Origin of the sequence: Flexilinea flocculi (assembly GCF_001192795.1) — a bacterium.
GTDB classification, from domain to species: domain Bacteria; phylum Chloroflexota; class Anaerolineae; order Anaerolineales; family Anaerolineaceae; genus Flexilinea; species Flexilinea flocculi.
Genome location: NZ_DF968181.1, coordinates 405,895 through 431,713, shown reverse-complemented (window position 1 = coordinate 431,713; position 25,819 = coordinate 405,895). Strand labels below are relative to the sequence as shown.

Sequence of the window (25,819 nt, the reverse complement as noted above, 5' to 3'; positions counted from 1 at the left end):
TTCTTTTTCTAACTTAAAAGCTAGTTGATATTTTGAATTGCCGATAGAAAATGGATTTCGTGGTTAAAAGACGATTGAATTAAGACAGGCAATTTTTTTATTACAACATCCGCTTCATCAAATCCTGCATGAATTTTTCATGGTCAACGGCAAAATTACCGGTTACTGTTTGATCCGGTCTTACGCTGCCGATCACAACAGAACCGAGACTGATGCGTGCACGGTCTCCTACGCTCACTTCACTGGAAATTGTTGCATTCGGACCTACCCATACGTCATCTCCAAGAATTGCGGACCCTGCAATACAGGCTGAAGCTGCGACCAGATTTCGTTTCCCCATATGAACGCCATGCGCAATATGGACAAGGCTTTCAATTTTGCATTCATCACCGATGATCGTTGCATGCCACGGGAATAATGATTTTGAGACATTGCAATTATATTGAATCTCGACATCTCTTCCGATGATCAATTTCCCGCAATGAGTCACAGGTAAAATTCCTTCCTTGCCGTTGCGGATAAATTCCAGTCCGTCGCCGCCTAAGATGGATCCGGATCGGATGATACAATGATCGCCAATTGTTGTATTCTCTTTAATGCTGACAAATGGTTCGATAATTACTCCGTCACCGATAACGACATTCTTTTCTGCTATCTCACAAAGCGAACTGATGGAACACCCTTTGCCAATTCGGGTAGGAAACGAACTCCGCAGATAAGCGTCCCATTTTCCTTCTGCTGCCAACCGGTTATGCAAAGAGAAAAATGCAATCCGTAAATCCGGCACAGCACAGATTCCCCGATTTGAACTTTTAACTTCTTCTGTGTCCAGCAATTCGGTTGATATAAGGATACAGGAGACATCCGGATTTCGGAGAGCCCGTTTCAGATATTTTATATTCCCGGCAAAAGTCAGTATGGGGAAACCTGGTTCTGCATCACATAGTCCCAAAGCCTGAAATTCCCCATCTCGAACCAAAGTCCAGTGATCTTGAAGAATATGCAAAAGTCTCATAGTTGTTCAACCTGTCCAAACCTGTATCCATGCTCTTTTGCGCAACGTATGACACGTTTGAGAAAAGCTCTGGCGCCATTTTCAGGATCAGAATTCACAAATGCTTTTAATGCATGATCATCCTGACTGAATGCACGGGCATCATTATAGCGCTCGATTTTTTCCGTATTTAAGAATAAATGAATTGGATGAAAATTAAAAACCTTGATTCCGCAAATGGACGACAAGACATGCTCTTCCGGTGTCCGTTGATTTTTTTCAAAACAAAAAGCATCGTCCTCGTAAAAATAGGGGATTCTCTGAATGCCGCTGAAATGTTCAAATGGCGTCATCGGAATTCCGGAGCTGAAGGGAATAAAAAGATTCAAATCCGAACGGATTCCAAGCGCAAAAAATGCCAGCAAAATCGATGTCGAATCGATAAGTCCATGCGATCGTGCGCAGATCGCTTCAGGGACAATCGCTTTAATCTCCTCAATCACTGCCCGATAATCCTTATCGGATGTGCCATTCAACAGTGGATTGAAATTTGGATGAATACCCAGGGAGATCAATGGATCTTTTCGCATTCTGTTTAACAATTCTGTTTGATGCGTGACAAAGATGGTAACCGGTATCTCCAGTTCATCAATGAGATCCAACGTATCCGTGAGGACCGCATCACAAGCCCAATCAATATCCATCGTTATGAATACTTTTCTTGAAAAAGCATCAATCACGGAAGCTCCACAAAAGTTTCATCTAATCCGCGCATGATATAACCTTCTTTATAAGGAAAATGCGGTTCGATTGTCTCATGCAGTAAATATTTCCGAATCATAATATCCGGTTCATTATATCCAACCATTGCGCGGAAAGAGGATGTACCGGAATATCGCGGATTAATCTCAAAGACAAAACATTTTCCGTCAACAAAGCGAAGCTGAATATTCACTGCACTCCGACTGCCAATTTTTTGTGCGATCACCTCACATTGGCTGGTTACTTCCGGAAAGCGTCCAATCTGCCCTTGTGAGATTCCATTGCTGATTACCAGTAATTCATCGGAATAGCGGCTGCGGATCTTCAGTCGGTTGCTTAATGCTGACAATATATTTTTCTTGACCGCAATGGAATTGATCAAAACACCTTCCATATCCGATAAAACGCCAACCGTATACTCACAATCTGCATTACCAACATACTCCTGAATAATAAAGCGTGGATAGATATTCAACATCCAGTTTCCAAACAGCTCTAATTCTTTCTGATCCTGCGCAATAAATGTGTTGGCAGATCCTCCACCGCCAATCGACGGTTTCAGCACCACAGGAAACGTCGTTATTTCCCGTAAATCTTCCTGTTTTGTAACTGTTTTCGTTTTTGGGAATGAAAACCCGTTAGATTGCAGAAAATCCATGGTTTTTGATTTATCCATGCAGATATCGATCACCGATTTTGGGTTCATCGGTAAAAAAATGCCTTCGTTTCGTATCTGATCCTGCACATCGCTGACTCGTTTTAGTTCCGGCTCTGAACCTGTGAAAAGAACATCTGCCTTTGCTTTTTTACAGACTTCGACCAACGATTCAACATAATTAGGATCACTGGCAGGCGGAAGCACATATTTATCATGAACGAATGAAAATCCTCGTGAAACCGGAGTAATATCTGCTCCAATCAAATAATAAGGATTCTGGGAGAGCTTTAATGCTTTAATAAGCTGTTCCCCGTTTCCACCTCCTCCGATTCCAGTGATCATAACGCGTATTTGATCCATTTTTTATTCCCTTCTAAGGCAATCCAGGACGACCGGATGAATCTTCCCCGGCGCCTGCAGGATCGGCAGCGGATTAACCGTCAACCGAATAATTTCTGCTTGTCGTGTTATTGTATCAAGAACTGCATAGGACGGTCTGCTGCCATGATCACGCGGCAATCCGATGGATCCGACATTGACAACCGTTGTATGAAAATTTTTCCGAATCCAGGGACGATGGGTTTGTCCGATAAATAGAAAATCAATATCTGGCTGGTCAAATCCTGCCATTGCAGAATCTTCATATCCATACCCTTCCAACGGAGAATCCGGTGTTCCATGGACAAAGAAAAGATTGATATTGTCAAATTTTTCTTCAATTTTATCAGGCCACGACTGAATAAAATCCAGATTTTTCTTCCTTATATGCTGGCAAGTATCTTCGATCTGATACACTTCATCTTTATTCGCTGCGATCGGCATTGCACCTGTCAGCATCGCATCATGGTTTCCGCGGATACAACGAATATCATTCTCTTGCAGCCAATCCAACACCCAAACTCCATCTGGAAAATATCCAACGGCATCGCCAAGAAATATACATCGATCAAATTCGCTATTTTTCCATGTCTGCAAGACTGCTTGGAAATAATGGCGATTTCCGTGAATATCAGAAAAAACGCACAACTTCATGATTTTTGATATTTATTCTGGTACCAGTCCAAAGTCCGCCGCAATCCTGTTTTAAAATCAATCTCCGGTTCAAAGCCAAGAATACCTTTGGCAAGATTGGCGCTGGCACACAGGCGCTGAACATCTGCTGGACGACCAGGACGATATTCAATTTCACCTTTGTATCCGAAGAAATCACTGATGGCTTCAATCACAGCCTTCATGGAGATTTCCTTGCCGGAACCCAGATTAATCGTCTTTCCACGAGTTTCTTCATTTTCGTATGCCATCACAAATGCGCGGGCAGTATCGTCAACATAAATAAAATCACGGGTCTGTTCCCCTGTCCCTTCCAAGATTGGTGGCAGCCCATTCAGAATGCGCCGGGCATTTAACGGAATAATCGCTGCCAAAGCCAAATCATTTTGACGAGGTCCGTAATTGTTAAATGGACGAATGATCGATACATCCAATTTCAGAACGTTATAAAAAGAGGTGATCAACATGTCTGCAGACGCTTTACCGGCAGCATACGGGGTTGTCGGATGCATCGGATGATTCTCGTCCATCGGAGAATACTGCGCAGTTCCATAAGCTTCTGATGATGATGAATGGATCAATGTCTGATAGGCGCCATCTTGCAGCAAGTGCAGGAGTGTTTCCGCAATATCCACATTCACACGATAGGCGCCGTATGGATTAAAAAAAGAATAATTTAGAGCGATGGTTGCCAGATTGAAAACAACATCGATTTGTTCTTTATGAATGATCGCTTTCATTGTTCCAAGATCGCGCGCATCATCCCGATAGATGAAGATATTATCAAATGCTTGTCTGGCTTCTTCTAAATTTTCTTCTTTTCCAAGAAAAAAATTGTCAACCACAATGACTTTTCCTGCTCCTTTTTGCAGCAAGATGTCTGTCAGATGGCTTCCGATAAAACCCGCTCCGCCTGTTATTAATACGTTCTTCCCTTTGATGTCAGCCATTTCTAATTCTCCATAGATATTCCAGCAGCATTGAATATAAAATTCGTTGTCAGACATTTTTACTGAGTTCTGCCAGGTTCTCAATCACGTAATCCTGATCTTCATCACTCAATTCGACATATAAAGGCAACGCAATACTCAATCGATCACAGGCATACGCATTGGGCAAATCCATATTCTGATACCCATATTTCTTCCGATAATAACCCAGCGTGTGCGTTGCATGCGTCCCTTGTCGAGTGGCAATTCCATGATTCTCAAGCCGATCCATCCATTCGTTCCGGAACCGGTTCCCTTCTTCGATGGTGCCAAATCCGAGTTTTTCCAAGTCAATCATACAGGCATAAGTCTGATAAATGTGCGTATATCCCTGCGGAACAAAGGGAGTTTTCAGAAACGATACTGCATTCGGCAGCAAACGGTCATATCGAGCAGCTAATTCCGCCCGTTTCTGAGTGATGAAATCAATTTTTCGCATCTGAGCGACACCGACAGCGCCTTGAATATCTGTCATGCGGTAATTAAAACCAATTTCATTATATTCCGGCAGCAGATATCCTTTGGAATGATGACGCTGAATTTCTGAAAGGGAAGCTGCGTGACTCCGTAATTTACGGACATGATCGGCAAAATCCGGATCATTGGTCAGAATCATGCCTCCTTCACCCGTGGAAATAGATTTGCGCGGATGGAAACTGAGCGTGGACGGATTACCAAATCCGCCTTCATGTCGATTCCCAATCTTTGCACCAAAAGCACACGCGCTGTCTTCAATCACGCGCAGATGGTAATCGTTCGCAATTGCATTAACAGCAGGAATATCAGCACACAAGCCAAATTCGTTGACAGGTACTATCCCGGCTAATCGATTGCCAGTCGACCGGTTTCGATAGATGTCGCCTTGTCGTATATATTTTTTCTCAATCAAGGATCTGGTTTTCTCTATATCAATGTTATATGTCAGCAAATCCACATCGGTAAAGACTGCAGTAGCACCCGTATATTCAACCGCATTGGGCGTTGCGACAAACGTATAGGATGGAACAATCACATCATCACCTGTGCCAAAACCCATAGCAATCATACATAAATGCAGTGCAGTTGTGCAATTGGATGTGGCAATCCCAAAAGCCGCTCCTTCGTGAGCAGCTACTGCTTTTTCAAATTCTGCGACACGAGGACCCTGAGCGACCCAGCCGGATGCCAACGCCGCGGCGACTTCTTTCGCTTCATCATCATCAAAATAGGGTTTCATGATCGGAATATTTTTCATAACTGCCTCTGTCTGTTTGTTTATCAGTTTCTTTGAGGATTGTATCACGGAGAATTCGTTTTTCTTGATTTTTGATTTTATTTTGCAACGCGAAATATGGATTGACTTTTCGAATAAAGAAAGAAAATTGATAGCTCCCATGATTTTGCGCGGAGCGTAAAACCATAGGAACTATAAAGAATTCGATTCATATTTTGAATTACGGTTGAATTTATACATCAATTTTCATGAAGCAGTCAGTTAGTTGTAACTTTGAAAATTATCGAAAAACAGGGAACATTGTTATCATGTTGTTCTTTTCAAAAAGCGCGACAATGACATAATAACAAAAAACCCTTCGAATATTTCGAATCGCTGGAAATAAATCAATGCAAAGATACTTTCATTTTTCTGATACACTCATTGGTAAAAAAAGCCGAAAAAAATCGGCTTTCAATACCAGACCTCTCAATCAACAATTAAACGTAGGGAGACGATGGATTAAAATTTGCGTGATTATCAACGCAACAGAATTTGATCAAATCTTGCTTAAAATATTGATTCTAATCATTGATGATCAGTTTGCGTTTCGCTTCATCAAGAATGCGGATCACTTTCACGCCATGATCGCCATTCGAAATGGATTGCAGATTGTTTTCAACGCAATATGCAAAGTATTCTATGCTGTTCCTGAGGGCATCTTCCTGAGGAATATAGGGTATCGTGATATCACCTGAGCGAGCCTTAAACTCATATTGACCATATTCTTCAGAGGCATCCACGATTCCTTGATCGTAAATTGTCAATTTATCCACGGTTTTCATGTCATCAAAAATCACCATCTTTTTTGTTCCGCCGATCATTGTCCGCCGTTCCTTGATCGGGGAAATCCAACTGGATTTCACATGAGCCAAAAAGCCGTCATATTTGAGTGTCAGATAGGTCAGGGTTTCTTGATTTCCGTAATGCTTTTCCCCGATGGCCTCCACGTGATAAGGTTCTTTGCCACCCGAAATATAATCAATGACTGCCAGATCATGAACCGCCAAATCCAGCATGGCATTGACATCGAGCCGAATCGGTCCCAGATTCATGCGCGAAATGTCAAAATAAATCAGATCGCCTAATTCACCGGAATCATACATCTGTTTGATTTTCCGGATGATCGGATGATAAAGCATAATGTGATCCACATGCAATACAACATGTTTCTGTTTTGAAAGCTCATTGAGCGCAACTGCATTCTGAACATTGGAAGCCATTGGCTTTTCAATGAATAAATGCTTACCGGCATTCATGATTTTTTCAGCAATTTCAAATGATGGTTCGGTTTGAATAGCGAGAGCGAATGCGTCCACATTTGGATCGTTCAAATATGGCGTAAAGTCAGTTTGATATTCAACAAGATTCCGAAAATTCCGTTCAGCCAGTTGAAGACGGTCTTTTCGAGTGTCCACTAATGCACATAAATTGGTTTTTTCGGACGCAGCAATATTTCGGGCAACATTTGCACCCCAATATCCGTATCCGATTTGGACGATATTGACCATGAAACAAGCCTTTGATTTAGTTTAGATTTTCAATTGAATCGATGATATAAACGGGACGTTTTCTGGATGAATCCAATGTGCGCCACAAATATTCAGCAATCACGCCTAACGATATATTTGTGATTCCGAATCCAATCATCAGCACGCTGATCAACGATGGCCAACCCAGCGTGACTTCTTTAATTTGGAAAATTTTCAGAATAATCAGATAAAGCGCAGTAAGGAATCCGGCAAAAGCAAACAGAATTCCGATCAAGCTGACGAGACGAATGGGAAAAAATGAAAACGATACGATCGAATCAATCAGCAATTTCAATTTCTTCCGAAAAGACCATTTCGATTCACCGTGTTTCCGCTCATTATAGTCGACATTGATCACTGCTTTTCGAAAGCCCTGATTGAGCACTTGAAGCACAACCGATGAGTTGAGTTCCACATTCTGATTCAGTTGATTTTTCACCTTTTCATTAAAAAAGATCGTATTAACGCCTTTGCGCGGATATCCGGGAATTGCATACTTCCGAATCAAATTGGAATAAATTCGTGAAAAGCATTCTTCCGATTTTGATACCTTCACACTGTTCTTCTGAATGCAAATCAGGTCATAACCCTCTTTCATCTTCTCATAGGCTTTCCCGATGATTTCCAGAGGCTCCTGAAGATCCGCTCCCAGCCAGATACAATTAGGGGCAGTCGCATGCTGAAAACCCGCCCGGACAGCAGGATGGGAACCATAATTCTTTGAAAGAACAACAATTTTCGCTGCAAAACTACTGAATTTTTTTTGCCGTAACCATGCGACTGAACCATCCGTTGAACCGTCATCCACAAAGATCACTTCAACAGGAACCGGAAAGGTTTTCAAATATTCTTCCAAAGCGTTGGTCAGCTCCGGTAAATTTTCTTCTTCATTCAAAAAGGGAATTACGACAGAGATCTCAGGTTGTTGCATTTTGCATCTTTCCACGGGAAAAAATTTTACATCATTTTAATTATAGCATATTTGAAGATGGATCCGATGAAACCAAAAAAATTCGAATTATTGTTTTCGAATGGAATGAATTCCATGTAGTATAATTGCTGCAGTTTCATTTGGAGAGGTGCCGGAGCGGTTGAACGGGGCGGTCTCGAAAACCGTTACAGCCTCATGGCTGTCGTGGGTTCGAATCCCACCTTCTCCGCAAAACACAAACCACTTTTTGGCCAGAAATCTTGAGTCAACAGGTGGTTTTTTGTTACCTAAAACCTCCTCGCAGACGATAATCCAACTGATTCCAAGATACTTCTTCAGTTTTTTTAAAAGTTGTTCAATCTTGCGAATTACAGCGATTCATAACGCTGAGTACGAGAAAATTTGCTTGCAAAGTCTTCCCGACCTGTTTACAATATCCTAAAGAAGCACTGAGCAGTCATTTCACCATATTGATTAAAAATTGAACTAGTCAGTGGAATTTGAGTATTTCGACGATTTTTTTAATCATGCATTGACCTTTTATCCAAAATTTCAGCAGGAATTTGGAGTCCGCTATGCCCTTTACAATCATCCGTCAGGATATCACAAAAATGAAAGTTGACGCCATTGTCAACGCTGCTAACACCGATTTACAAATGGGAGGTGGTGTTTGCGGAGCGATCTTCAAGGCAGCAGGAGCCTATGAACTCCAGGCAGCGTGTGACAAGATCGCACCCATTAAAACCGGTGAAGCAGTGATTACACCGGGATTTGCATTGCCGGCAAAATATATCATTCATACTGCCGGTCCCATTTATCACCAATGGAAAGCGGATCAATGCCGTCAGGATCTGCGTTCTGCCTACCTGAATGCGCTCCGGATAGCCGAGGAAAATCATTGTGAAAGTATCGCCTTCCCGCTTATATCCAGCGGGATCTATGGCTATCCCAAAGAGGAAGCTTTAAAAGTAGCATCCGCAGCCATTCAAGAATATCTTGCTGATCAGGAACTGGAAGTGTATCTTGCTGTTTTTGATATGGCTTCTTTCGCAATCAGTGAGAAACTGCTGGGTGATGTGAGAAGCTATATTGATGAGCATTATGTCATAACGAATCACATGACAAGGCAGAAATTGACGGATTCAGAGCGGGTTGAACTCCTTGAGAGTGCTCAGTCTTTTAAATCCCTCGCGCCCTTGATACAAGCGCCGCCATGCGATCAAAATCTGGACTCTCTGATCAATGAGCTCGATGCATCGTTTTCTACCATGCTGCTGCGACTTATCGATGCGAAAGGCATGACGGATGTGGAGGTTTACAAACGCGCTAACATTGATCGGAAACTATTCTCTAAAATCAGAACCGGAAAAGGATATATGCCCAGCAAGCGAACGGCACTTGCACTGGCTGCAGCACTGAAACTCAATCTCAACGAAACCAACGATCTTCTGAATCGAGCTGGTTATTCACTCTCCCGTAGCCAGAAATTCGATGTGATTGTAGAGTATTTCATTATCAACGGACGATATGACATTTTCGAAATCAATGAAGTTTTATTCCAATATCAGCAACCGTTATTAGGCAGGTAACCCAATGGATATTTTTGAGATTTTCAGAAATGCAGCAGATCCCGTAAAAGCTGCACCAATGAGCGCGTATATGCGGAACCAGTTTTCTTACCTGGGTATATCGACTCCGGAACGAAAGAAATTGAGCCAAGAATTTTTGAAAACGTTGAAACAGAATGATATAGATTGGGCTTTTGTATTCTCGTGCTGGGAAATGCCGGAACGAGAATTCCAGTATTTGGCAGTGGAATACCTGACCAGACAAAAAGCAAAGCTAACCGACAGCGATATACCGAATCTAAGAATATTAATCATCACAAAATCCTGGTGGGATACGGTAGACGGCCTTGATGTGATTGTCGGAGATATTGCACTGCGGCATCCTGAAGTCAGCCAAATCCTGCTGACTTGGAGTACGGATGAAAATATCTGGCTCCGGCGCGCTGCAATTGATCACCAGCTCGGACGCAGAGAGAAGACCGATATCCGATTGCTTGAAAAGATCATTATCAATAATTTAGGACAGAAGGAGTTTTTCATTAATAAGGCAATCGGCTGGAGTCTGCGAGAATACAGCAAAACGAACCCCGAATGGGTTCGGGAGTTTATTGAACGCCATCGAGAAGCGTTGTCCTAATTAAGTATTCGCGAAGCCAGCAAGTATATCTGATTTGTCGCTTTGCAAGCGACCACGAACAGAATCACAGATGTTATTCTTGAGTCAATAAAGAAATTAAGGAGGACATCGTGATGAAAAAAGAATTAACCGAACTGGTATTTATACTGGATAAAAGCGGATCCATGAGCGGATTGGAAGCAGACACGATTGGAGGTTTCAACGCCATGCTGGAAAAGCAGAAAGCCGTTGAAGGTGAATGTCGGATTACAACGGTTCTATTTGATGATCGATATTATATTCTACATGATCGCATCAATATCCAAACCGTGAGCCCGATCACAGGAGAAGAGTATTTTGTCGGCGGTTCGACAGCACTGCTTGATGCAATCGGCAAGACCATTCATAAAATTGGCAATGCTCAAAAATACACGACCAGCGATTTGCGTGCAGACAAGGTGATGTTTGTCATCATTACGGATGGAGCTGAAAATGCAAGCCGTGAATATTCAGCCGAAAAAGTCAAGGCACAAATCAAACGGCAGAAAGAAAAATATGGATGGGAGTTTATCTTTCTGGGAGCCAATATCGACGCAGTTGAAACGGCCGACCGTTTCGGAATCAGTGCAAACAGAGCTGTCAAATATTGCGCTGACAGCAGCGGAACAAACCTTAATTTTACAGTAATCAACGCTGCCGCAGCAGAATTTCGAGAGAAAAGCACGATATCAGATAATCATCTGGAAGAAATCCGCAGAGATATGAGAAATCGCGGGAAGTAAAAAAAAGCGCCAGCCTCTGCGATTGGTCATCCTTAGCATCAGCGATTTAAAATAAGGGAGAATGAATTCTCCCTTATTTTAAAAGGTCATACAAATTTCGGATTAATTGTTTTCATCGTTAACAAACATCAAATTAATTCGAATTGCAAGTCAATATTTCAAATTGCTACATCACAGGTTCTTTAACTTCACTTTTATCTTTGCGCAGCAGTAATCGGATACCGAAATATATCAGGAAGACACCGACGAGTATATTCAAAATTTGAACAAACAGCAATGGCAAAAAGTCATTTAAGAAGCTTCCCAGTAGTGCAACACAGGATAGAAAGAATAACGTGGACAGCACACAACCGACAGCAAAGAATAACAATTGTTTCTGACTCCAATGATTTTCAATCATTTGTGCAGAAAACATACCGCTCCAGAACAGAATTGTCAACGGATTCGATGCTGTCAACAGCAAACCCTGAACAAAGAGATTTTGACTGGTGACTTCGGAAAACAATCCGATATTCGGCAGAAATGAAATCTTGAAAACGCCAGAGATCGTATTCAGTCCAAACAGAATCAGTACAATACATCCCCCAATTTTTATAAAAGTCTTAATCTCTGTTTTATCAATAATAGAAGCCGTTCCAATACAGGATAGTCCGATATACAATGCATCAATCAGTGCAATTGCAACAATCAGGCTGATACTATAGATAAAGCCGTAGGTTGCTGAAGTATTAAATACCATCAGACACATAGGTCCCACCGCAAGCTGTAACAACATTCCAAATCGAAACCCTTTTAGAATCATTCCAACACCTTTGCTTTTCTGATTTTTCAGCAATTCGAAGTATGGGGAGGATTCCTTGTTTTTCCTCTTTATCCGTATAACAAGTCTATATTTCGAATTATTGCTGATTTTTATTATTCATTTTGCACTTCAAGAAAGAAATGTATTTATTTCATTTTCGTTTTAACGTATCTGAATTCCCCGACATTGAATATCCAGTCGCTTTTAACAACTGACATCCTCTTTCAGTGTCATCAATGTAATGAAAGTATTTGAACTGGCAACACCGGGAATGTTTTTCAACTTTTTGGATAAAAAGACTTCTAATGCCTGCGTATCTTCCAGAACAACTTTTAATAAATAATCATAAGCACCCGCTACATGATGACATTCCAGCACACACCGTTCCTGAATGATTCTCTCCCGAAACTGATCAATCGTGTCGGTCTTTTCAATATTAATCAGAATGAATGCCAGCAGTTTCTGGCCGGTTTTTTGCCGATTGATACGAATGGTGTATTGCTGAATGATTTCTGATTGTTCCAATTTACGGATTCGCTCCGCTGCAGCTGGTATCGAAAGATGTATTTTTTTGCTGATTTCCGAAGCAGTCGCTCTGCCATTAGCTTTCAATTCATTCAGAATGGTGATATCAATTTCATCCATTTGCATCCTCTCTTTCAATAAATTTTCAAAGCACCTTTAATATTGCAGATAGATTCTATCATATGCTTAACTATTTTAATTTTATTTTTATATATTCAATATTTTATTAATATTTTCAAAATATTTATTAATTTTTTTTATTTTTAATAGCAAAATAAACAATAAAAATTTAAATCATTAAGCAAAATTCAGATCCCTGTCATATGAGAAATTGAATTTACTTCCTTCATGAAATAAATCCATCCGAAAAAAAAGGATTTTCATTTGATTGAAAATTCCTCGATTATTTTCCCAGCCCAGTGTAAAAGTACAGCCGAAAAAGCATGATAAATGCCTTCATCCAGATGATTCCAGGATTTTTGGGATAACAGGATCTCCAAAATTTGGTGATCATCCGGAGATAAGTGTGGCAGCAGATCTGTTTTCTTCTGCACATAGGAACCGGTTTGGTCGAAATATTTGGCTTGTAGGACAAAGGAAGCAGATTTATAACAAGATTTGAGGATTTCCCCGCTTTTTTCATGGACGAAATTATGCCCACACGAATGATAAATATTGCAGGCGCCAATCAATACAGCCCTCCGCACATCCATTTTTGAAAGCATCGATTTGATAAAATCGATACTCCCAAAAATTGGCTGGGAATCATAATAAAACTGGAACAGGTCGGACTTCTCCCAATGATATAGCTCATTCACTCCGGAAATGAAACCACACATTCTTCCAGGTTCCGGCGTCTGATCAATCAGATTCCGGTATTGAACCAGATCTTCGATTTCCAATTGATCCAGAATGACTACAAGGTCAATATCACTTGTATCGACACTTTCTCCGCGTCCAACACTGCCTTGCAATCCTAAAAAGACTACACGTTCCTGGAATATTTCCTTTACTTTCTGACAAAAATCCTGGATAAAGTTTTCCATAATTTCGTTCATAATATTCTCCCGTTTTGATACTTGTTTTCAGAAAATGAATAATTCGTAAAACTTTATGTTTTTAATCAGAAATAATACCTCTTGATCCAGCGATTCAAAATGTGCATTGACTTTTCGAATAAAGAAAGAATTATTTCTATATTTCGAACAGCAGATGAAATAAATTACACATCCGATAATGAAAATTGAATTCTATTTTCATAGGAATTGCTATAAGGAACCTGTCATTGCGAGCCCCGAAGGGGTGTGGCAATCTCCCCACCACATGTAGGGCGGAGCGCCATCCGGAAAGAGATTGCTTCGTCGGGCTGACCCCCTCCTCGCAATGACAGATCAATCAATATTTCGAACAGCAGATGAAAGAAATTATTCATCCGATAATGAAAATTGGATTCTATTTTTATAGGAATCACTGATGGATATTTCCCATGGAAAAATTTTATTAGGATTATGATATGGAAACAAGAAAATATCACAATTCGAGGGGAAACGCAATATGTACCATCCAAGACTGAAGGGCAACCATTATTCGATGGGTTTAAAAATGGGAGCAATGTTTCATAAAGGTAATGTCCATTTTCCAATTCATCTGGATTCATTCCAAAAAGATTTTGGCATAAAAAGCGGTAAAATCCTTCAAGAATTCTTTCCTGAAGCAGAAAAAGAAATCCGTGGTGTTACAGACAGCATAGGCGTTAACCATGAATTATTTACAGCCTGGATGATGTGTATGGGATGTTGTCTGTCGCCTGAAGAAGGTGATTCGATGGAAGCCAGAGGATGTACTGGTTTTGCTTTTTCTCACAACGGGCAAATATTTTATGGAAGAAATAACGATTTGCCGCCATATATGGAGAAAATCAGTAAAAGCATTTATTACCAGCCTGAAAATCAGGCAAAGTTTCTCTTGAATACATCCTCGTTCATCAATGGGGAGGAAGGCATCAATGAACATGGATTGGCTGTCGCGATGACTTTTGTCGTTCCAAAAATTGAGGAAATTCTACCTGGATTGAATTCGGTTTTTCTGGTCCGCTATCTTCTTGAAAAATGCGAATCGGTTCAATCCGGTATTAAAGCGCTTCACAGACTGCCGATCGCCTCCAACTGCAATATTCTATTAGCAGATCAAAGCGGAGATATGGCTGTTGTCGAATGCAATCCGAAAGATTTGAAGGTGAGAACACCAGAGACCAATCATTTTGGAGAGCGGTTCGTCCTCATCACCAACCATTTTACAAAACCCGAAATGAAAGCACATCATTCGGTGGATTATGACATTTTTTCATCGGAGATCCGATATCAGACAGTTTTGCATGCTTTAAGAACGTTGACCTTTGATAACGCAATTGCGTTCTCGAAAGACTTGTTGAGCGGGGAATTTGGATTTATTTGTCAGTACGATGAAACTTTAAATTTCACAACGATCTGGTCATCTATTTTTAACGTATCGCAAAACGTTGTTTTTCGTGCCGAAGGGAATCCGATGAAAACGAAATTTTTGCAGGATACGCGCCTGAAATGCTGAGTAAATTCAAGAAATATTTGCTGAAAAACTACCAGGATCCAGGGAAACGCAGCATTTCCGTATGTAATAATTCCACATCTTTTACTTCCGGAAGACAGGCATAAACGGAAATTGGATGGAAAAGGTACAGCCAGGGAGGTTGTTGATTTAGATGATTCAAGACTGCAGAATATTTGCGTTCGCGATTGGTTATGTCATCTTCTGTATTCGCTGCCAGTATTAATGATTGCGTCTTCTCATCCGTGTAGCCTTGCCACCATCTACCTTTTTCAGTTGACGATACACATTCCGATAAAATCCGATAGGTACTGTTGGAAGCAGAATGGAAAAGAGCGATATGGCCTGCCTGTTTTTTCTCAATCAGACGTAGATAATCCGTCTCATCCTCAATGATATGAAGGCAGGTTTGAATATGAATCTTTTCAAGCTGTTCCGCGATGAACGCCGCAATCTCCCTCGAACGCGGCGGGAATCCTTCGGAAGCAAAAATTTCCAATTGAGACGGCATTGCCACCTTTTCAAATAACTGTTTCGCCTTCTCCGGATCATAACCGACCGGTTTGATGGAATTGTCATAACCGCAATGAAAAGGGCTGCCAATCGTCGCTGCCGGAATTGCCAGATCGGAAAAAACTTCATGAATGATTTGATCGACATCAACTGCGTAATTAATCCCGATTCTTGCCCGCGGATCATTAAATGGCGGTTCAAAAGCGTTCAACAGCCCGACAGTTGATTTACTGCTTACACATTTCCACCAGGTAAAGTCCGGATCCTGTTTTTGTCTGGGAAGTTGTTCCAAATTGGCAGCAAAATGTATTTTTCCTTCTTTCAGCGCTGCAAGTCGTTCTTCCGGATCCGGAATGATATGAAACGTAATCTGATCATAAGCGGACAGATGTTTTAGTCCGGATCGTTTTTCCAGACGAACCGTTTTTCCGGCATAAAATTTAGCAAAAGTATAGTTACCTGTTCCGATTACAGGTTTTTCATTATGTTTGGTTCTGCGAATGTTGATACCGCTGAGAATTTCTGCTACATCGCCGCAAGGAGTTTCGCAAGTAACTTCCAAAGTTAAGCGGTTGATAATTCGGAAATTTAACGCAGAGAAATATCGTTCATACGGGCTTGGCATACCTGTCTTTGTGCTTTGTGATTTAATCTCCTCAAAGGAATCAATCACATCGACAACAGAACAGGGAGTGCTGTCATGAAACATAATATTTGGCCGCAAGTAAAATAACCAGCGATGGCCATCGTCAAAAGACTGCCAGCTTTGCGCAAGAGCAGGCCAAATTTTTCCGTCATACAGACGGATCAGAGGTTCAGAATAGAGATTCATCACAGTCAATGTACTGTGAGAATCAGAGATATCCCCGTACGAGGATTCCTCATAATCAGATATTCCAACACGTATCTTATCCATAGGCTTGTCTTAATATTATATATATTTTTTGTAAGAAATAATAAAATGACGCATCCTTCGATGATACGTGACTATTCGAACCGCAAATAGAAAAACAAACAGAAATATTTTCTTCCCAGAAAAAGCATATTCAAGAGGATTCAAAATACTTGGATATAGGAAAATTGAATCCTCAAACAAATTTTTCAGCAAGTAATCGTCAATTTGACAGTGATCGGAAATATGAGGAGAATTATTTATCGTTGTGTTATTTTTGTGCAGAGCGCAAAAATAACACAACAACAAGTTTGCTCGATTGACTTAAAAGGTTTGTTTCCATGAAGAATTATTGGCAATTCGAAAGATGGATTGACTTTCCAAATTCAGAAAAATTGAGAATCCTCCCCATATTTCGAATTGCTGGTGATTGATTGGCAATACGATCAATCATGGAATGGGATGTATGATTAAATTATTCCCATTTAAAATACCGTACAGCGATCACTATACAAAGTATTGCGATCACGATCATTACGATCAGAGAAAAAGAGACATTCACCAATGGCAATCCCAATGATGAGGCTTTCAGCAGTTTGATGCCATGTGTCAGCGGCATTAAATCGGCAATTCGCTGTAAAGAAACCGGCATTACCTCATAAGGCAGTGTTGAACCGGAAAAAATCAACATCGGGAAATAAAGGATGCTAGCGATGATGCCAGCGCTTTTTGTGTTTTTCGCAATTCCTCCGGTCATCAATCCGATGCTGAATATGGATAACAAGACGATGAAATAAAAGCCCAAAAATTGCAGCCATGAGCCTCGCATCTGAAATTCAAAGAAGAATACTGCTACGATTAAAAGAAGAATTAAGGAACACAACGCATACAACGTGTAGATCACAAGTTGTACAAACAAAATCATAGTCGGGCTGACAGGTGTTACTTGAAACCGCTTTAATATTTTTTTCTGCCGGTAATCTGAAATGACAAGCGGCAGTCCCATCACACCACCGCCACAAATTGCTATGGTAGCGACTGCTGCGAAAGACTGCTCAAAGAATGAGTATGCTGCCCCTTCAAAAGCAGGCTTATTCCCATAGATTATTCCCAATAAGATGAGAATAACCACCGGCATGCAAATTGCGAAAATCAACATATCAATTCCGCGTAGAGAAAGTTTTGTCTCAATTTTCAACATGGTCCTAAATGCTTTCATTTTCTGAACCCTCCTCATCTGTCAACCAAAGATAAGCATCTTCGAATCTCTGAAATGGACTGGCTGTAACCGCTTCCTGTACTGTCCCCATAAATACCGTCTTGCCCTTCTTCAGGATGCAGATTCGATCACACAACGTTTCAACTTCATCCATATAATGTGACGTCATCAGAATAGTCATCCCTTTTTGTTTCAAATCGGATAAACCATTCCAGACAGTCCTTCTGGCTCTGGAATCGAGACCGGTTGTCAATTCATCCAGAAAAACGACCTCCGGATTCGGCAGTAATGCCAGCACAACAAACAGCCGCTGTTTTTGTCCCCCGGACAACTCTGCTACAGCAGCTTTTTTCATTTCAGCCAATCCAAATTGCTTTAATAGTGCTTGATAATCTCCCGGATTTTTATATAACGCCTGTGTTTCCTCGCATAGTTCAACAACTTTAATTTGTTCCTGAAAACTTGATTCCTGAAACTGGACTCCCACTTTTTCGAAAAGTTTCTTGCGGTCTGAGGAAGGATTCATCCCCATGACAGAAATCGCCCCCTGGTCGGGTTTTCGGACGCCCAGAATACATTCAATGGACGTTGTTTTCCCTGCGCCATTTGCTCCCAGCAACCCAAAAACTTCTCCGCTGTGGATGGATATAGACAGATTTTCAACAGCGTTTACGCCATGATAGGACTTATAAAGTCCATCGACTTGGATCATTGAATCCATTTAATCAATCCTCCTCTGCATTTGTTTCGCAAAAGAATAGCACAAACAAATAAGTTGGTGATTAAGTGGAGGGTTTCAATATTAATTCGAAATTTGGTGAGGATTCTTTGTTGTTGTGATGGTTTTGCGTGAAACTTAAAACCATCATAATAACAAGTTTTTCTCAATTTATTCAAATAGCAAGTCTATATTTTGAATTAATAGGATTTTCATTTTTAATAGGATATCTGTAACAAACCATGAAAAAAGAGAGAATCCGATAAACTGGCATTTAGTATGAAAACATACTACTGATTTCAACGCATTTCGATAACGTTTACGATTTAGAAGAACTTTCAGAATGGAGAAGGGTACGGATCGTATGAAGCTGACCAAGCATGGACCGGGCATTTTCTTCTGCAGTTTGAAGTGACGTAATCAATTTATCGCAGACCGAGATAATTTCGTCATTCGGATCTGGTGTATCCAACAAATCCCTGATATTTTCGTCAGGAAAGTATGACAATCTGCGCACCATATTAAAAATTGCTTTATGAGAATAATTGGCGCAACGTAGAACCCGGATTATTTTAAGGCGTTTGATGTCGCTTTCAGTATAAATACAATAACCCCTGTGTTTTTTCCGTTCTGCGAGCAAACCGTTCCGTTCCCAATTTCTCAATGTATCCTCAGAAACTTGAAGCGCTTTGGCTGCCTGCCGGCGGGAAAAATATAACGATTCATTTTGATCTGTTTCGGATACCAGTTGTCTTACGATTCGTATTGCTTGTTCCGCCTTATTTTTTTCCTGGATGATTTGGTTTATATACTCTCCGGTCAGGTTGATCGCTTCATCGATCAAACCGCTGCCGGAAAGCAGGAGGATACGAATTATTTTTTTTCGCAGACCACTCTGCAGGATTTCGATTTGGAAACCCGTCCGCACGAGCCGGATCTGCGCTATATGAGCATCGGTGTATATCCGATATCCATTCTCCTGCCGATTCGGCTTTTGAATAAAACCGAGACTTTCATACAGTCGAACTGTATTTGGATGGATGCCGATAATTTTTGCTACTGTGGCAGTTCGGTAAACATGCACGATGATAAAAATCTCTCTTGAAATTGAATACGAACTTTGATATTTCCTAAAAATCAGCAGTATATGCCTGCGATGCGATTAACGGGATATCATTGATTTTTTGAAAAAAGTTAATTAATCCAATAATCAGTCAGCAATTCGAAATATTAACCAACCTGAAAAATCAAACGAGAAAACGTGGTGTCATGTTTTTTATTATAATCGCTCAATGATGAAGCACGAGACCAGTAATTTAAAATATAAGAATTAAGAAAAACAAATAAAAATTGTCGAAGAATATCAAAGACTAATATCTTCTTGCATGTTGATCCATATGAAATTATTTGAAAACAAGCCAAATGGAATAAATGAAACCTGTCATTGTTATTAACCTGTGGGGCCGAGTCCCATAGGGACTAAGCAATCTCCTGATAAATGAGAAAAGGTTGATACGCGAAAAAAAATAGCTTTGTCGGGCTAACGCAATTCTTGCAATGACAGATCGATCCATGAATCATTCTTCATATAAATCTTTAGCGTGGAGCGGAAAACCATAAGAACAACAAAGAATTCTATTGATGTTTCGAATTACTGTCATGAGACTAACAGTAATCATTAATTCGAAATCTGTATTTACTTTTTGTATTAATAATCGACAATTTAATAGATGATCTCTCGCTTCTCTATTGGTCTTCATATTTTTCGTATCACGGCCTGCGAACGTTAAAGCCGTCCTTCATGCTTCAGCCAGTCAACCGTATCACGTACGGTTTCTGAAAAAGGTCGAACATGATAATCCAGGTCACGTACCGCTTTTTCATGGGAATATATGGAATTTACAGAAATCGTATGGAGAGAATAGGCATTAAAAATCGGCGGCTGATTTCTGATTCGATAATACACCTCACAAAATGGAACCATCGCTTTTGCCAGCCACATCGGAACATATGTTTTTGTCTGCTTTTTTCCGGTAAATTGATGAAACAGATCCAGCATTTCAGGAATTGAAACATAGCGATTAGTCAGAATATACCCTTCTCCGGGTTTTCCTTTATCGCAACAAGAAATTACTCCGGCTGCGACATCCCGAACATCAACGAAGTCAAATCCACCTTCTATGCCTATCTGCATTCGTCCCTGATAAAAATCAATCAGAAGTTGTGTCATGTGACTTTTCCCAAAATCATAGGGACCGCAGATTCCGCCGGGGAAAACAATGGACGCATCCAAACCATTACTGGCAGCTTCCTGAACATAGGAGGTCGCCTCAGCTTTGGATTTTGCATAGGGCCCAACTACAGTTTCCGGTGAAAAATGGTTCACTTCCGCCATGGTTTCGCCTGCGGGTAACACCGGTATCGCATGCACGGAACTGATATAGACCAGTTTCCGAATACGGAAAGATTTACACAAATCCACAATATTCTTTGTACCGGTAACATTAACATTTCGAATGATCGGAAGAAACTTTGAGGAGGTTGTGACAATTCCTGCACAATGGATTACAGCAGCAATTTGATCCGATCCAGTATCTAAAAATTTTTTTAGCGATTCCGGCTCTAACAAATTCCCATAGAATTTTTCGACCTCCGCAGGGAGTCTGTCAGCGGCTTTATCTCCTGGCAAAACCAAAGCGCGCACTCGTTTCCCCTGTCTGATCAATTGGCGAGTAATCGTATTTCCGAGGTGACCTGCTGCACCGGTTACCAGATAAATTTCTCCCATTTTCCCTTTCATCAGTAGTAATTCGAAATATGAAAAAATTTCATTGCTATTGAAATGCTTTTACACATATTAAGAAAAACATCACATCAATAAGTTATTTCCTCTATAGTATGGATGGCAAGTTTATATTTCGAATTACTGACGCATTGATTTTTATCGAACAGAGTGTTGTTTTATCGAGTAAAATTATTATGATATAGAAGACAGAAATATTCAATGGTCAGTTTCTCGTTGTTTGATAATTTGCAAACTTTTTTTGAAAAAATGTATGTTATCGAACAAATGCGAAAAAATTATCCGATTGCGAAAATAGCATTCCAGGTAATTATCCTGGATACGATCATCAATTCGGAATGTGGATTGACTTACCAAATAATAAAAAACTCCATTCTAAATTTCAAATTGCCTGGATATAAAAGGAAAACACATCATGATGATCGAAAAAAAGACAGATAGAAGAATCAAAATAACCAAAATGTTACTCCGACAAAGCCTTCTGGAATTGATGAAAGAAAAACCGATCAATAAAATCACGATTACAGAAATATGCAGTCATGCTGATATCAATCGAAACACTTTTTATACATATTATTCAACTCCGGATGAATTACTCCATCAAATTGAAAATGATCTATATGATGAAATCCGGCATTCTGTTGAAAGTTCGCTCCAAATCAGTACCGTTTCTTCATCATTGCTTGAAATTTTTACTGCAATTTCGAAAAATGAAGATCTCTGTAAAATATTATTCAGTGAATTCGGAGATAAAGTATTCTTGCGAAAGATTATGGACATTGCTTATGACCGCTGCATTACAGAATGGAGCGAAATTGCTCCGGATCTGCCGAAAAGACAATTGGATTTAGTTTATACGTTTATTGCGAACGGATGTGCCGGTATTATTGAGTCCTGGATTCAAAGCGGATTTAAGGAAAGTCCGGAGGAAATTGCTCAGATTATTAACACAATCAGCAGCAACGGCCTGCAAACTTTTCTGATGAAATAACCAATGAAACATTTTTTTCTTGTAATTCGAAACATGAAAACGCCTTTTCAAAAAAAGACAAGATTCTTAAATCTTTCCCCTTTGGATATGTAAATCAATAATTCCAGATCAAAATTCAAAAAGGACTGCATCGTCAGAGACGTAGCAGTCTTTTTTGAATTTTACGAAAGGTCGATCAAGTAATCAAATACAGATTTCTATTCCAATGATAAAGGTATTCCGTCAAATGTTATGCTTTCAATATCGGCCGGATCCAATGGAACGCGGAATGTATACACAAAACGGATCCGATCCACCCATTGAGCAGCAATTGCTCCAGTAAAATGACCGCGCCAGTCAATGATTTTATTGTTCTTCAATTGGATTACCAGCAGATCGCCTATTCCGTTGTCCATAATTTTACGGCCGGTAATTTCATCAAATTCCAGTGTGCAGGATAACGGAGAAATTAATACCTGATGCAACATTCCGTCTCTAAAAGTTTGATTTTCTACCACAATTTTTGATTTACCAGTGAAAGTCAATGGAATTGAAAGCTCATAGCCATAGTTGAACAACTTTTCTGCTTTGTCAGTATCTACCGACGGCTGACGAAGACCTCGCAGCCGAAGTGTTAACGTCTTTCCTGATATTTGATCTGTACTAAGCAATTCAAACATAATTCGCTGACAATTTGAAGGCATATTTTCTGTTTCAACGGGAATTAAATCACTCATTCCTTGAAGCAGGACGCCATCCAACAACAGCGTATATTGATAATTCGGGAAGCTTAGATCTTTCAATTGTTTAAAAGTGATATCCAGCATGACATCGGCAACATTCTCGTTTCCGATGATACCCACGACATCGATTGCAATTTCATCATCATCAATGAGGCGGCCTGTCGGAGTACTTTGATAAACAGCCAATTGATCAAAATCCATATAAGTGAACAATTGCGGCATTTCGACAACTGCCGAATCCTTTGAAAAATAATTTCGGAAAACTTCATATCCTCCCAAGACGTAAGCGGCAAATCCTAAAATCATAATAATCAAAACGCCAAATCCAATCGACACAACTGTCCGCCGAATGGGAGAAACTTGATTTTTCCCGGATTCTCTCATCATCCGGTCAAGAATTTCGTTCGTGCATTCATCAGACATACGGATCTTATCCATCGCCTGCCGATAACTATTTAGATTCATCTTCAAATTCCTCTCTTATTTTTTTCCGAAGCATCATTCTTGCTCTCTGCAACTGCGTTTGAATAGCAGTCTCGCTGGTTCCAAGGATTTCAGCAATTTCTCTGATGGAATAATCCTCGTAATAATATAAATGGATTGGCATCCGATATTTGATAGGCAAGGAAAAAACTGCTTCTACGACTTCTGATTGATTTTCAGATTCATATCCGGCAATACAATCTTTTCCCCGAAAAAATGAAATCACCCATTTTCTGCGCAGAAAATCTTTGCATTGATTGATTGCAACACGGATCAGCCAGGCTTTTTCATGGTCCTGATCATTGAACCGTGATCCATGACGATAAAGCTTCAAAAATACTTCTTGACAAATATCTTCTGCATCGAAATGATTCCTGCAATATGCGTATGCTATACGAAAGATTGTATCTTTATAGAGCATTACTGCTTTTTGAAAATCATCATTTTCAGACACCCTTGAGTCCTTCTTTCATTATTTTTTTACGTTTCATAATGAACACGATTGAACGGATAAAAATATCACATACGCGTTGAAAATTTATTTCGATAAAAGAAAAACGATTGCGTATCCGCCTATAAGAAAAACCAGTAATTCGAAATATGAAAATAATTCTTTGTTGATTGATTCGAAAAGTCAATCGATATTTCGAATTGCTGAAGGGGGGAAAAAAACAGGCAAAATACACAAACGCAAATCCCGAACGAGACCTATCCATTTACTACGAGAAGCAGACTCAGGGAAAATAAAACCAGCAATTCGAAAAATGAGCGGGATTATTATGCCGCGGTATTGCTTAGAGCACAAAAACTGCAGAACATTAAGTTTTCTCGCTTGACTCGAATGTCCGGTGGTTATTTTGAATTGATGAAGAAAATCCGATCATTCTCCGATTCGGTGATATAGACGAATCAAGGATAAATCCGCAACCAGTGTATAGTTCTGTTCCAGAAGATCTCTCAATTCGATAAAAGGTACTTCATCAGATGAATTTTTGGCTATCCATTTGGGCGGATGTTCCGACAACATATCCACAATTTCCTGTTTCATCTGCGGATCGATTAAAAGATGCTGTTCCTGATTAATAAAGTATTTAAAGCAAGGCAGAATATCAGCCACATAATACCAGGCAGGGTTAATGTTATAACCCCATACACTATCCCGATCTTCCATTGGAATCATTTCAGCCAACTCGAGGTAGTCCTTTACAGAACCGAGATAAATCGGTTTTGTCTTATCATAGTACATACGGATCATGTATGCCTTTACCGGAGAAAAGTTCTGATAAACGGATAAAGCAATTCCTGTCAGAGCAAAAATATAGGCAATGGCAGATTTTTTTCTTTCAGGCTGTTTTTTACTGATTATTTCCAGCGTCATAGATAACGCAACCAAAAACAAAGGTGTTAATATCATGTAATAATGAGGATAATTCATCCCAACCAGCAATGAACCAATGGTAATCAAGATAGCAAATCCAAGCATTTTTCCCAAATTTCGATTCATATAACGGCTGTAGATCAGCGTAACTATCAGAAATCCGACAGCTGGGGAGATATTGTATAAAGCCATATTCCATTTCCATGCAGGACGCGCCAGGACACCCGCTTGTGCATAGGAAAACAGAAAAGTAAACGTTCCATAAAACATTTCTTTCAGCGAACCCTGCATCCAAAACAATACGATGATCGGGACGGAAATCATCAGCAGACCGATCTGGAAAAAAAGCAGGTTTTTTACAAACAGCTTCATATTTCCAGTAAAAACAATCGTCAGATAAATATAAAATGTAATCGCCATGACTGTAGCGCCGTTATTGATGCGCGTCCAGAGAAGAAGCCCCATGGATAATCCGTAGATCAGGCTGTAAATTGAAGGATGGAATTTTTTACCTTCCTTCCAGTATCGGCAGGCGCAAAACAGAGACGGGAAGATAAATGTCAGGCAGTATTCTTCCGTTAAATTTCCTCGTTCATATGTGGCTGTCATCACGATCAATGAGAGGAAAACGGCTGCCACTGATTTCATCCGGCTGATGAAGAGTCTGGCTGTTTTATACATACCCAGAACAGTTCCAGTCATAAACATAACCTGGACGAGAAATGTGCCAAATCGACCGTTATAAATGAACTGCCCCAAAGCATTGATGAAAAAGATCAACGGTCCCTTGATATCAAAGATTTCCTTATATAGGAGTTTCCCTTGTACGACAGCTCGTCCCATTGTCATAAAAATGGCAGAATCCGCTCCGTGAAATCCAGGATAAAACGGGCTGGTATATGCAGAAAAGAAAAATGGGAAAAAGAAACTCATCAACAGAAGCATGATGATCACGACATATTGGCTAAAGCTGATTTTATGAAATATCCGATTCATTGGTTTGCTAATCAAAAAATATTTTTCCTTTTCTTCATAAGAATATCATCGGTTCGAAAT

24 protein-coding genes and 1 tRNA gene are annotated in these 25,819 nt (G+C 40.1%); 6 read left to right on the top strand and 19 right to left on the bottom strand.

All coding sequences use genetic code 11. From position 1 onward, the window contains the following. Nucleotides 1-100: 100 nt before the first annotated feature. From ATC1_RS06800 to ATC1_RS06760, 8 genes are all read right to left on the bottom strand, one after another. Complete coding sequence (locus ATC1_RS06800) at nucleotides 101-1,015, bottom strand: LbetaH domain-containing protein (protein WP_062279600.1); 915 nt, start codon at nucleotides 1,013-1,015, stop codon at nucleotides 101-103. Beyond that, entirely contained in the window at nucleotides 1,012-1,734 is a 723-nt protein-coding gene (locus tag ATC1_RS06795) for a polysaccharide deacetylase WbmS family protein (protein WP_062279598.1), read from the bottom strand. Before ATC1_RS06795 ends, ATC1_RS06800 begins: the two co-directional genes overlap by 4 nt. Beyond that, nucleotides 1,731-2,774 (bottom strand): ATP-grasp domain-containing protein, encoded by a 1,044-nt coding sequence (locus ATC1_RS06790; protein ID WP_062279596.1) that lies wholly within the window; start codon nucleotides 2,772-2,774, stop codon nucleotides 1,731-1,733. Before ATC1_RS06790 ends, ATC1_RS06795 begins: the two co-directional genes overlap by 4 nt. Before the next feature lie 3 nt (nucleotides 2,775-2,777). Then, nucleotides 2,778-3,446: a metallophosphoesterase family protein gene (locus tag ATC1_RS06785; RefSeq protein ID WP_062279594.1), complete on the bottom strand. Its 669-nt coding sequence runs from the start codon at nucleotides 3,444-3,446 to the stop codon at nucleotides 2,778-2,780. Then, entirely contained in the window at nucleotides 3,443-4,414 is a 972-nt protein-coding gene (locus tag ATC1_RS06780; RefSeq protein ID WP_172667730.1) for a GDP-mannose 4,6-dehydratase, read from the bottom strand. The genes ATC1_RS06785 and ATC1_RS06780 overlap by 4 nt, the downstream gene beginning before the upstream one ends. A 49-nt stretch (nucleotides 4,415-4,463) precedes the next feature. Continuing rightward, nucleotides 4,464-5,687, bottom strand: coding sequence for a DegT/DnrJ/EryC1/StrS family aminotransferase (locus ATC1_RS06775; protein ID WP_062279591.1), 1,224 nt, complete (start codon nucleotides 5,685-5,687; stop codon nucleotides 4,464-4,466). A 542-nt stretch (nucleotides 5,688-6,229) separates the two neighbouring features. Continuing rightward, nucleotides 6,230-7,216 (bottom strand): Gfo/Idh/MocA family protein, encoded by a 987-nt coding sequence (locus ATC1_RS06765; RefSeq protein ID WP_062279588.1) that lies wholly within the window; start codon nucleotides 7,214-7,216, stop codon nucleotides 6,230-6,232. Between the two features lie 16 nt (nucleotides 7,217-7,232). After that, entirely contained in the window at nucleotides 7,233-8,168 is a 936-nt protein-coding gene (locus tag ATC1_RS06760) for a glycosyltransferase (RefSeq protein WP_062279585.1), read from the bottom strand. A gap of 142 nt (nucleotides 8,169-8,310) precedes the next feature. Here ATC1_RS06760 and ATC1_RS06755 point away from each other — a divergent pair. The 4 genes from ATC1_RS06755 to ATC1_RS06740 all read left to right on the top strand — a co-directional run bounded on the left by ATC1_RS06755 (nucleotide 8,311) and on the right by ATC1_RS06740 (nucleotide 11,134). Continuing rightward, nucleotides 8,311-8,397, top strand: a tRNA-Ser gene (locus ATC1_RS06755). A gap of 346 nt (nucleotides 8,398-8,743) precedes the next feature. Continuing rightward, nucleotides 8,744-9,757: a macro domain-containing protein gene (locus ATC1_RS06750; RefSeq protein WP_062279583.1), complete on the top strand. Its 1,014-nt coding sequence runs from the start codon at nucleotides 8,744-8,746 to the stop codon at nucleotides 9,755-9,757. A 4-nt stretch (nucleotides 9,758-9,761) separates the two neighbouring features. Continuing rightward, complete coding sequence (locus tag ATC1_RS06745) at nucleotides 9,762-10,373, top strand: DNA alkylation repair protein (protein ID WP_062279581.1); 612 nt, start codon at nucleotides 9,762-9,764, stop codon at nucleotides 10,371-10,373. A 113-nt stretch (nucleotides 10,374-10,486) separates the two neighbouring features. After that, entirely contained in the window at nucleotides 10,487-11,134 is a 648-nt protein-coding gene (locus ATC1_RS06740) for a vWA domain-containing protein (protein WP_062279578.1), read from the top strand. A gap of 166 nt (nucleotides 11,135-11,300) precedes the next feature. Here ATC1_RS06740 and ATC1_RS06735 read toward each other — a convergent pair whose 3' ends face one another. The 3 genes from ATC1_RS06735 to ATC1_RS06725 all read right to left on the bottom strand — a co-directional run bounded on the left by ATC1_RS06735 (nucleotide 11,301) and on the right by ATC1_RS06725 (nucleotide 13,519). Further along, the gene (locus ATC1_RS06735; RefSeq protein WP_062283988.1) at nucleotides 11,301-11,936 is read right to left on the bottom strand and encodes a LysE family translocator; all 636 of its coding nucleotides are present in this window, start codon (nucleotides 11,934-11,936) and stop codon (nucleotides 11,301-11,303) included. 204 nt (nucleotides 11,937-12,140) lie between these two features. Next, entirely contained in the window at nucleotides 12,141-12,581 is a 441-nt protein-coding gene (locus ATC1_RS06730; protein ID WP_062283986.1) for an Lrp/AsnC family transcriptional regulator, read from the bottom strand. A 260-nt stretch (nucleotides 12,582-12,841) separates the two neighbouring features. Then, nucleotides 12,842-13,519, bottom strand: coding sequence for a nucleotidyltransferase domain-containing protein (locus ATC1_RS06725; protein WP_062279576.1), 678 nt, complete (start codon nucleotides 13,517-13,519; stop codon nucleotides 12,842-12,844). Nucleotides 13,520-14,015: 496 nt separating this feature from the next. Between ATC1_RS06725 and ATC1_RS06720 the strand changes: the two genes are divergently transcribed. Then, nucleotides 14,016-15,047 carry a C45 family autoproteolytic acyltransferase/hydolase gene (locus tag ATC1_RS06720; RefSeq protein WP_062279574.1) on the top strand — a complete coding sequence of 344 codons (1,032 nt, stop codon included), beginning with the start codon at nucleotides 14,016-14,018 and terminating at the stop codon, nucleotides 15,045-15,047. Between the two features lie 28 nt (nucleotides 15,048-15,075). Here the strand turns inward: ATC1_RS06720 and ATC1_RS06715 are convergent, their stop codons facing one another. The 5 genes from ATC1_RS06715 to ATC1_RS06695 form a co-directional block, all read right to left on the bottom strand. Beyond that, nucleotides 15,076-16,473: an ABC transporter substrate-binding protein gene (locus ATC1_RS06715; protein WP_062279572.1), complete on the bottom strand. Its 1,398-nt coding sequence runs from the start codon at nucleotides 16,471-16,473 to the stop codon at nucleotides 15,076-15,078. Nucleotides 16,474-16,924: 451 nt separating this feature from the next. Continuing rightward, nucleotides 16,925-17,668: an ABC transporter permease gene (locus ATC1_RS06710; protein ID WP_062279570.1), complete on the bottom strand. Its 744-nt coding sequence runs from the start codon at nucleotides 17,666-17,668 to the stop codon at nucleotides 16,925-16,927. Continuing rightward, the gene (locus tag ATC1_RS06705) at nucleotides 17,655-18,389 is read right to left on the bottom strand and encodes an ABC transporter ATP-binding protein (RefSeq protein ID WP_062279568.1); all 735 of its coding nucleotides are present in this window, start codon (nucleotides 18,387-18,389) and stop codon (nucleotides 17,655-17,657) included. Before ATC1_RS06705 ends, ATC1_RS06710 begins: the two co-directional genes overlap by 14 nt. Nucleotides 18,390-18,705: 316 nt before the next feature. After that, on the bottom strand, nucleotides 18,706-19,470 hold the full coding sequence (locus ATC1_RS06700; RefSeq protein ID WP_062279566.1) for a MerR family transcriptional regulator: 765 nt from the start codon (nucleotides 19,468-19,470) through the stop codon (nucleotides 18,706-18,708). A gap of 702 nt (nucleotides 19,471-20,172) precedes the next feature. Then, nucleotides 20,173-21,174: an NAD-dependent epimerase/dehydratase family protein gene (locus tag ATC1_RS06695; RefSeq protein ID WP_062279564.1), complete on the bottom strand. Its 1,002-nt coding sequence runs from the start codon at nucleotides 21,172-21,174 to the stop codon at nucleotides 20,173-20,175. A 430-nt stretch (nucleotides 21,175-21,604) separates the two neighbouring features. Here ATC1_RS06695 and ATC1_RS06685 point away from each other — a divergent pair, with 430 nt between their 5' ends. Beyond that, nucleotides 21,605-22,180, top strand: a complete 576-nt coding sequence (locus ATC1_RS06685) for a TetR/AcrR family transcriptional regulator (protein WP_062279561.1) — start codon at nucleotides 21,605-21,607, stop codon at nucleotides 22,178-22,180. A 197-nt stretch (nucleotides 22,181-22,377) separates the two neighbouring features. Here ATC1_RS06685 and ATC1_RS06680 read toward each other — a convergent pair whose 3' ends face one another. The 3 genes from ATC1_RS06680 to ATC1_RS06670 form a co-directional block, all read right to left on the bottom strand. Further along, on the bottom strand, nucleotides 22,378-23,367 hold the full coding sequence (locus tag ATC1_RS06680) for a hypothetical protein (RefSeq protein ID WP_062279559.1): 990 nt from the start codon (nucleotides 23,365-23,367) through the stop codon (nucleotides 22,378-22,380). After that, nucleotides 23,354-23,839 carry an RNA polymerase sigma factor gene (locus tag ATC1_RS06675; RefSeq protein ID WP_062279557.1) on the bottom strand — a complete coding sequence of 162 codons (486 nt, stop codon included), beginning with the start codon at nucleotides 23,837-23,839 and terminating at the stop codon, nucleotides 23,354-23,356. The genes ATC1_RS06680 and ATC1_RS06675 overlap by 14 nt, the downstream gene beginning before the upstream one ends. A 426-nt stretch (nucleotides 23,840-24,265) precedes the next feature. Next, on the bottom strand, nucleotides 24,266-25,759 hold the full coding sequence (locus ATC1_RS06670) for a hypothetical protein (RefSeq protein WP_062279555.1): 1,494 nt from the start codon (nucleotides 25,757-25,759) through the stop codon (nucleotides 24,266-24,268). Nucleotides 25,760-25,819 lie beyond the last annotated feature (60 nt).

Coding starts and splice junctions, on each gene's coding strand:
- ATC1_RS06800 (WP_062279600.1), bottom strand. CDS start 1,015: ATGAGACTTTTGCATATTCTTCAAGATCACTGGACTTTGGTTCGAGAT.
- ATC1_RS06790 (WP_062279596.1), bottom strand. CDS start 2,774: ATGGATCAAATACGCGTTATGATCACTGGAATCGGAGGAGGTGGAAAC.
- ATC1_RS06785 (WP_062279594.1), bottom strand. CDS start 3,446: ATGAAGTTGTGCGTTTTTTCTGATATTCACGGAAATCGCCATTATTTC.
- ATC1_RS06780 (WP_172667730.1), bottom strand. CDS start 4,414: ATGGCTGACATCAAAGGGAAGAACGTATTAATAACAGGCGGAGCGGGT.
- ATC1_RS06775 (WP_062279591.1), bottom strand. CDS start 5,687: ATGAAAAATATTCCGATCATGAAACCCTATTTTGATGATGATGAAGCG.
- ATC1_RS06765 (WP_062279588.1), bottom strand. CDS start 7,216: ATGGTCAATATCGTCCAAATCGGATACGGATATTGGGGTGCAAATGTT.
- ATC1_RS06760 (WP_062279585.1), bottom strand. CDS start 8,168: ATGCAACAACCTGAGATCTCTGTCGTAATTCCCTTTTTGAATGAAGAA.
- ATC1_RS06750 (WP_062279583.1), top strand. CDS start 8,744: ATGCCCTTTACAATCATCCGTCAGGATATCACAAAAATGAAAGTTGAC.
- ATC1_RS06745 (WP_062279581.1), top strand. CDS start 9,762: ATGGATATTTTTGAGATTTTCAGAAATGCAGCAGATCCCGTAAAAGCT.
- ATC1_RS06740 (WP_062279578.1), top strand. CDS start 10,487: ATGAAAAAAGAATTAACCGAACTGGTATTTATACTGGATAAAAGCGGA.
- ATC1_RS06735 (WP_062283988.1), bottom strand. CDS start 11,936: ATGATTCTAAAAGGGTTTCGATTTGGAATGTTGTTACAGCTTGCGGTG.
- ATC1_RS06730 (WP_062283986.1), bottom strand. CDS start 12,581: ATGGATGAAATTGATATCACCATTCTGAATGAATTGAAAGCTAATGGC.
- ATC1_RS06725 (WP_062279576.1), bottom strand. CDS start 13,519: ATGAACGAAATTATGGAAAACTTTATCCAGGATTTTTGTCAGAAAGTA.
- ATC1_RS06720 (WP_062279574.1), top strand. CDS start 14,016: ATGTACCATCCAAGACTGAAGGGCAACCATTATTCGATGGGTTTAAAA.
- ATC1_RS06715 (WP_062279572.1), bottom strand. CDS start 16,473: ATGGATAAGATACGTGTTGGAATATCTGATTATGAGGAATCCTCGTAC.
- ATC1_RS06710 (WP_062279570.1), bottom strand. CDS start 17,668: ATGAAAGCATTTAGGACCATGTTGAAAATTGAGACAAAACTTTCTCTA.
- ATC1_RS06705 (WP_062279568.1), bottom strand. CDS start 18,389: ATGGATTCAATGATCCAAGTCGATGGACTTTATAAGTCCTATCATGGC.
- ATC1_RS06695 (WP_062279564.1), bottom strand. CDS start 21,174: ATGGGAGAAATTTATCTGGTAACCGGTGCAGCAGGTCACCTCGGAAAT.
- ATC1_RS06685 (WP_062279561.1), top strand. CDS start 21,605: ATGATGATCGAAAAAAAGACAGATAGAAGAATCAAAATAACCAAAATG.
- ATC1_RS06680 (WP_062279559.1), bottom strand. CDS start 23,367: ATGAATCTAAATAGTTATCGGCAGGCGATGGATAAGATCCGTATGTCT.
- ATC1_RS06670 (WP_062279555.1), bottom strand. CDS start 25,759: ATGAATCGGATATTTCATAAAATCAGCTTTAGCCAATATGTCGTGATC.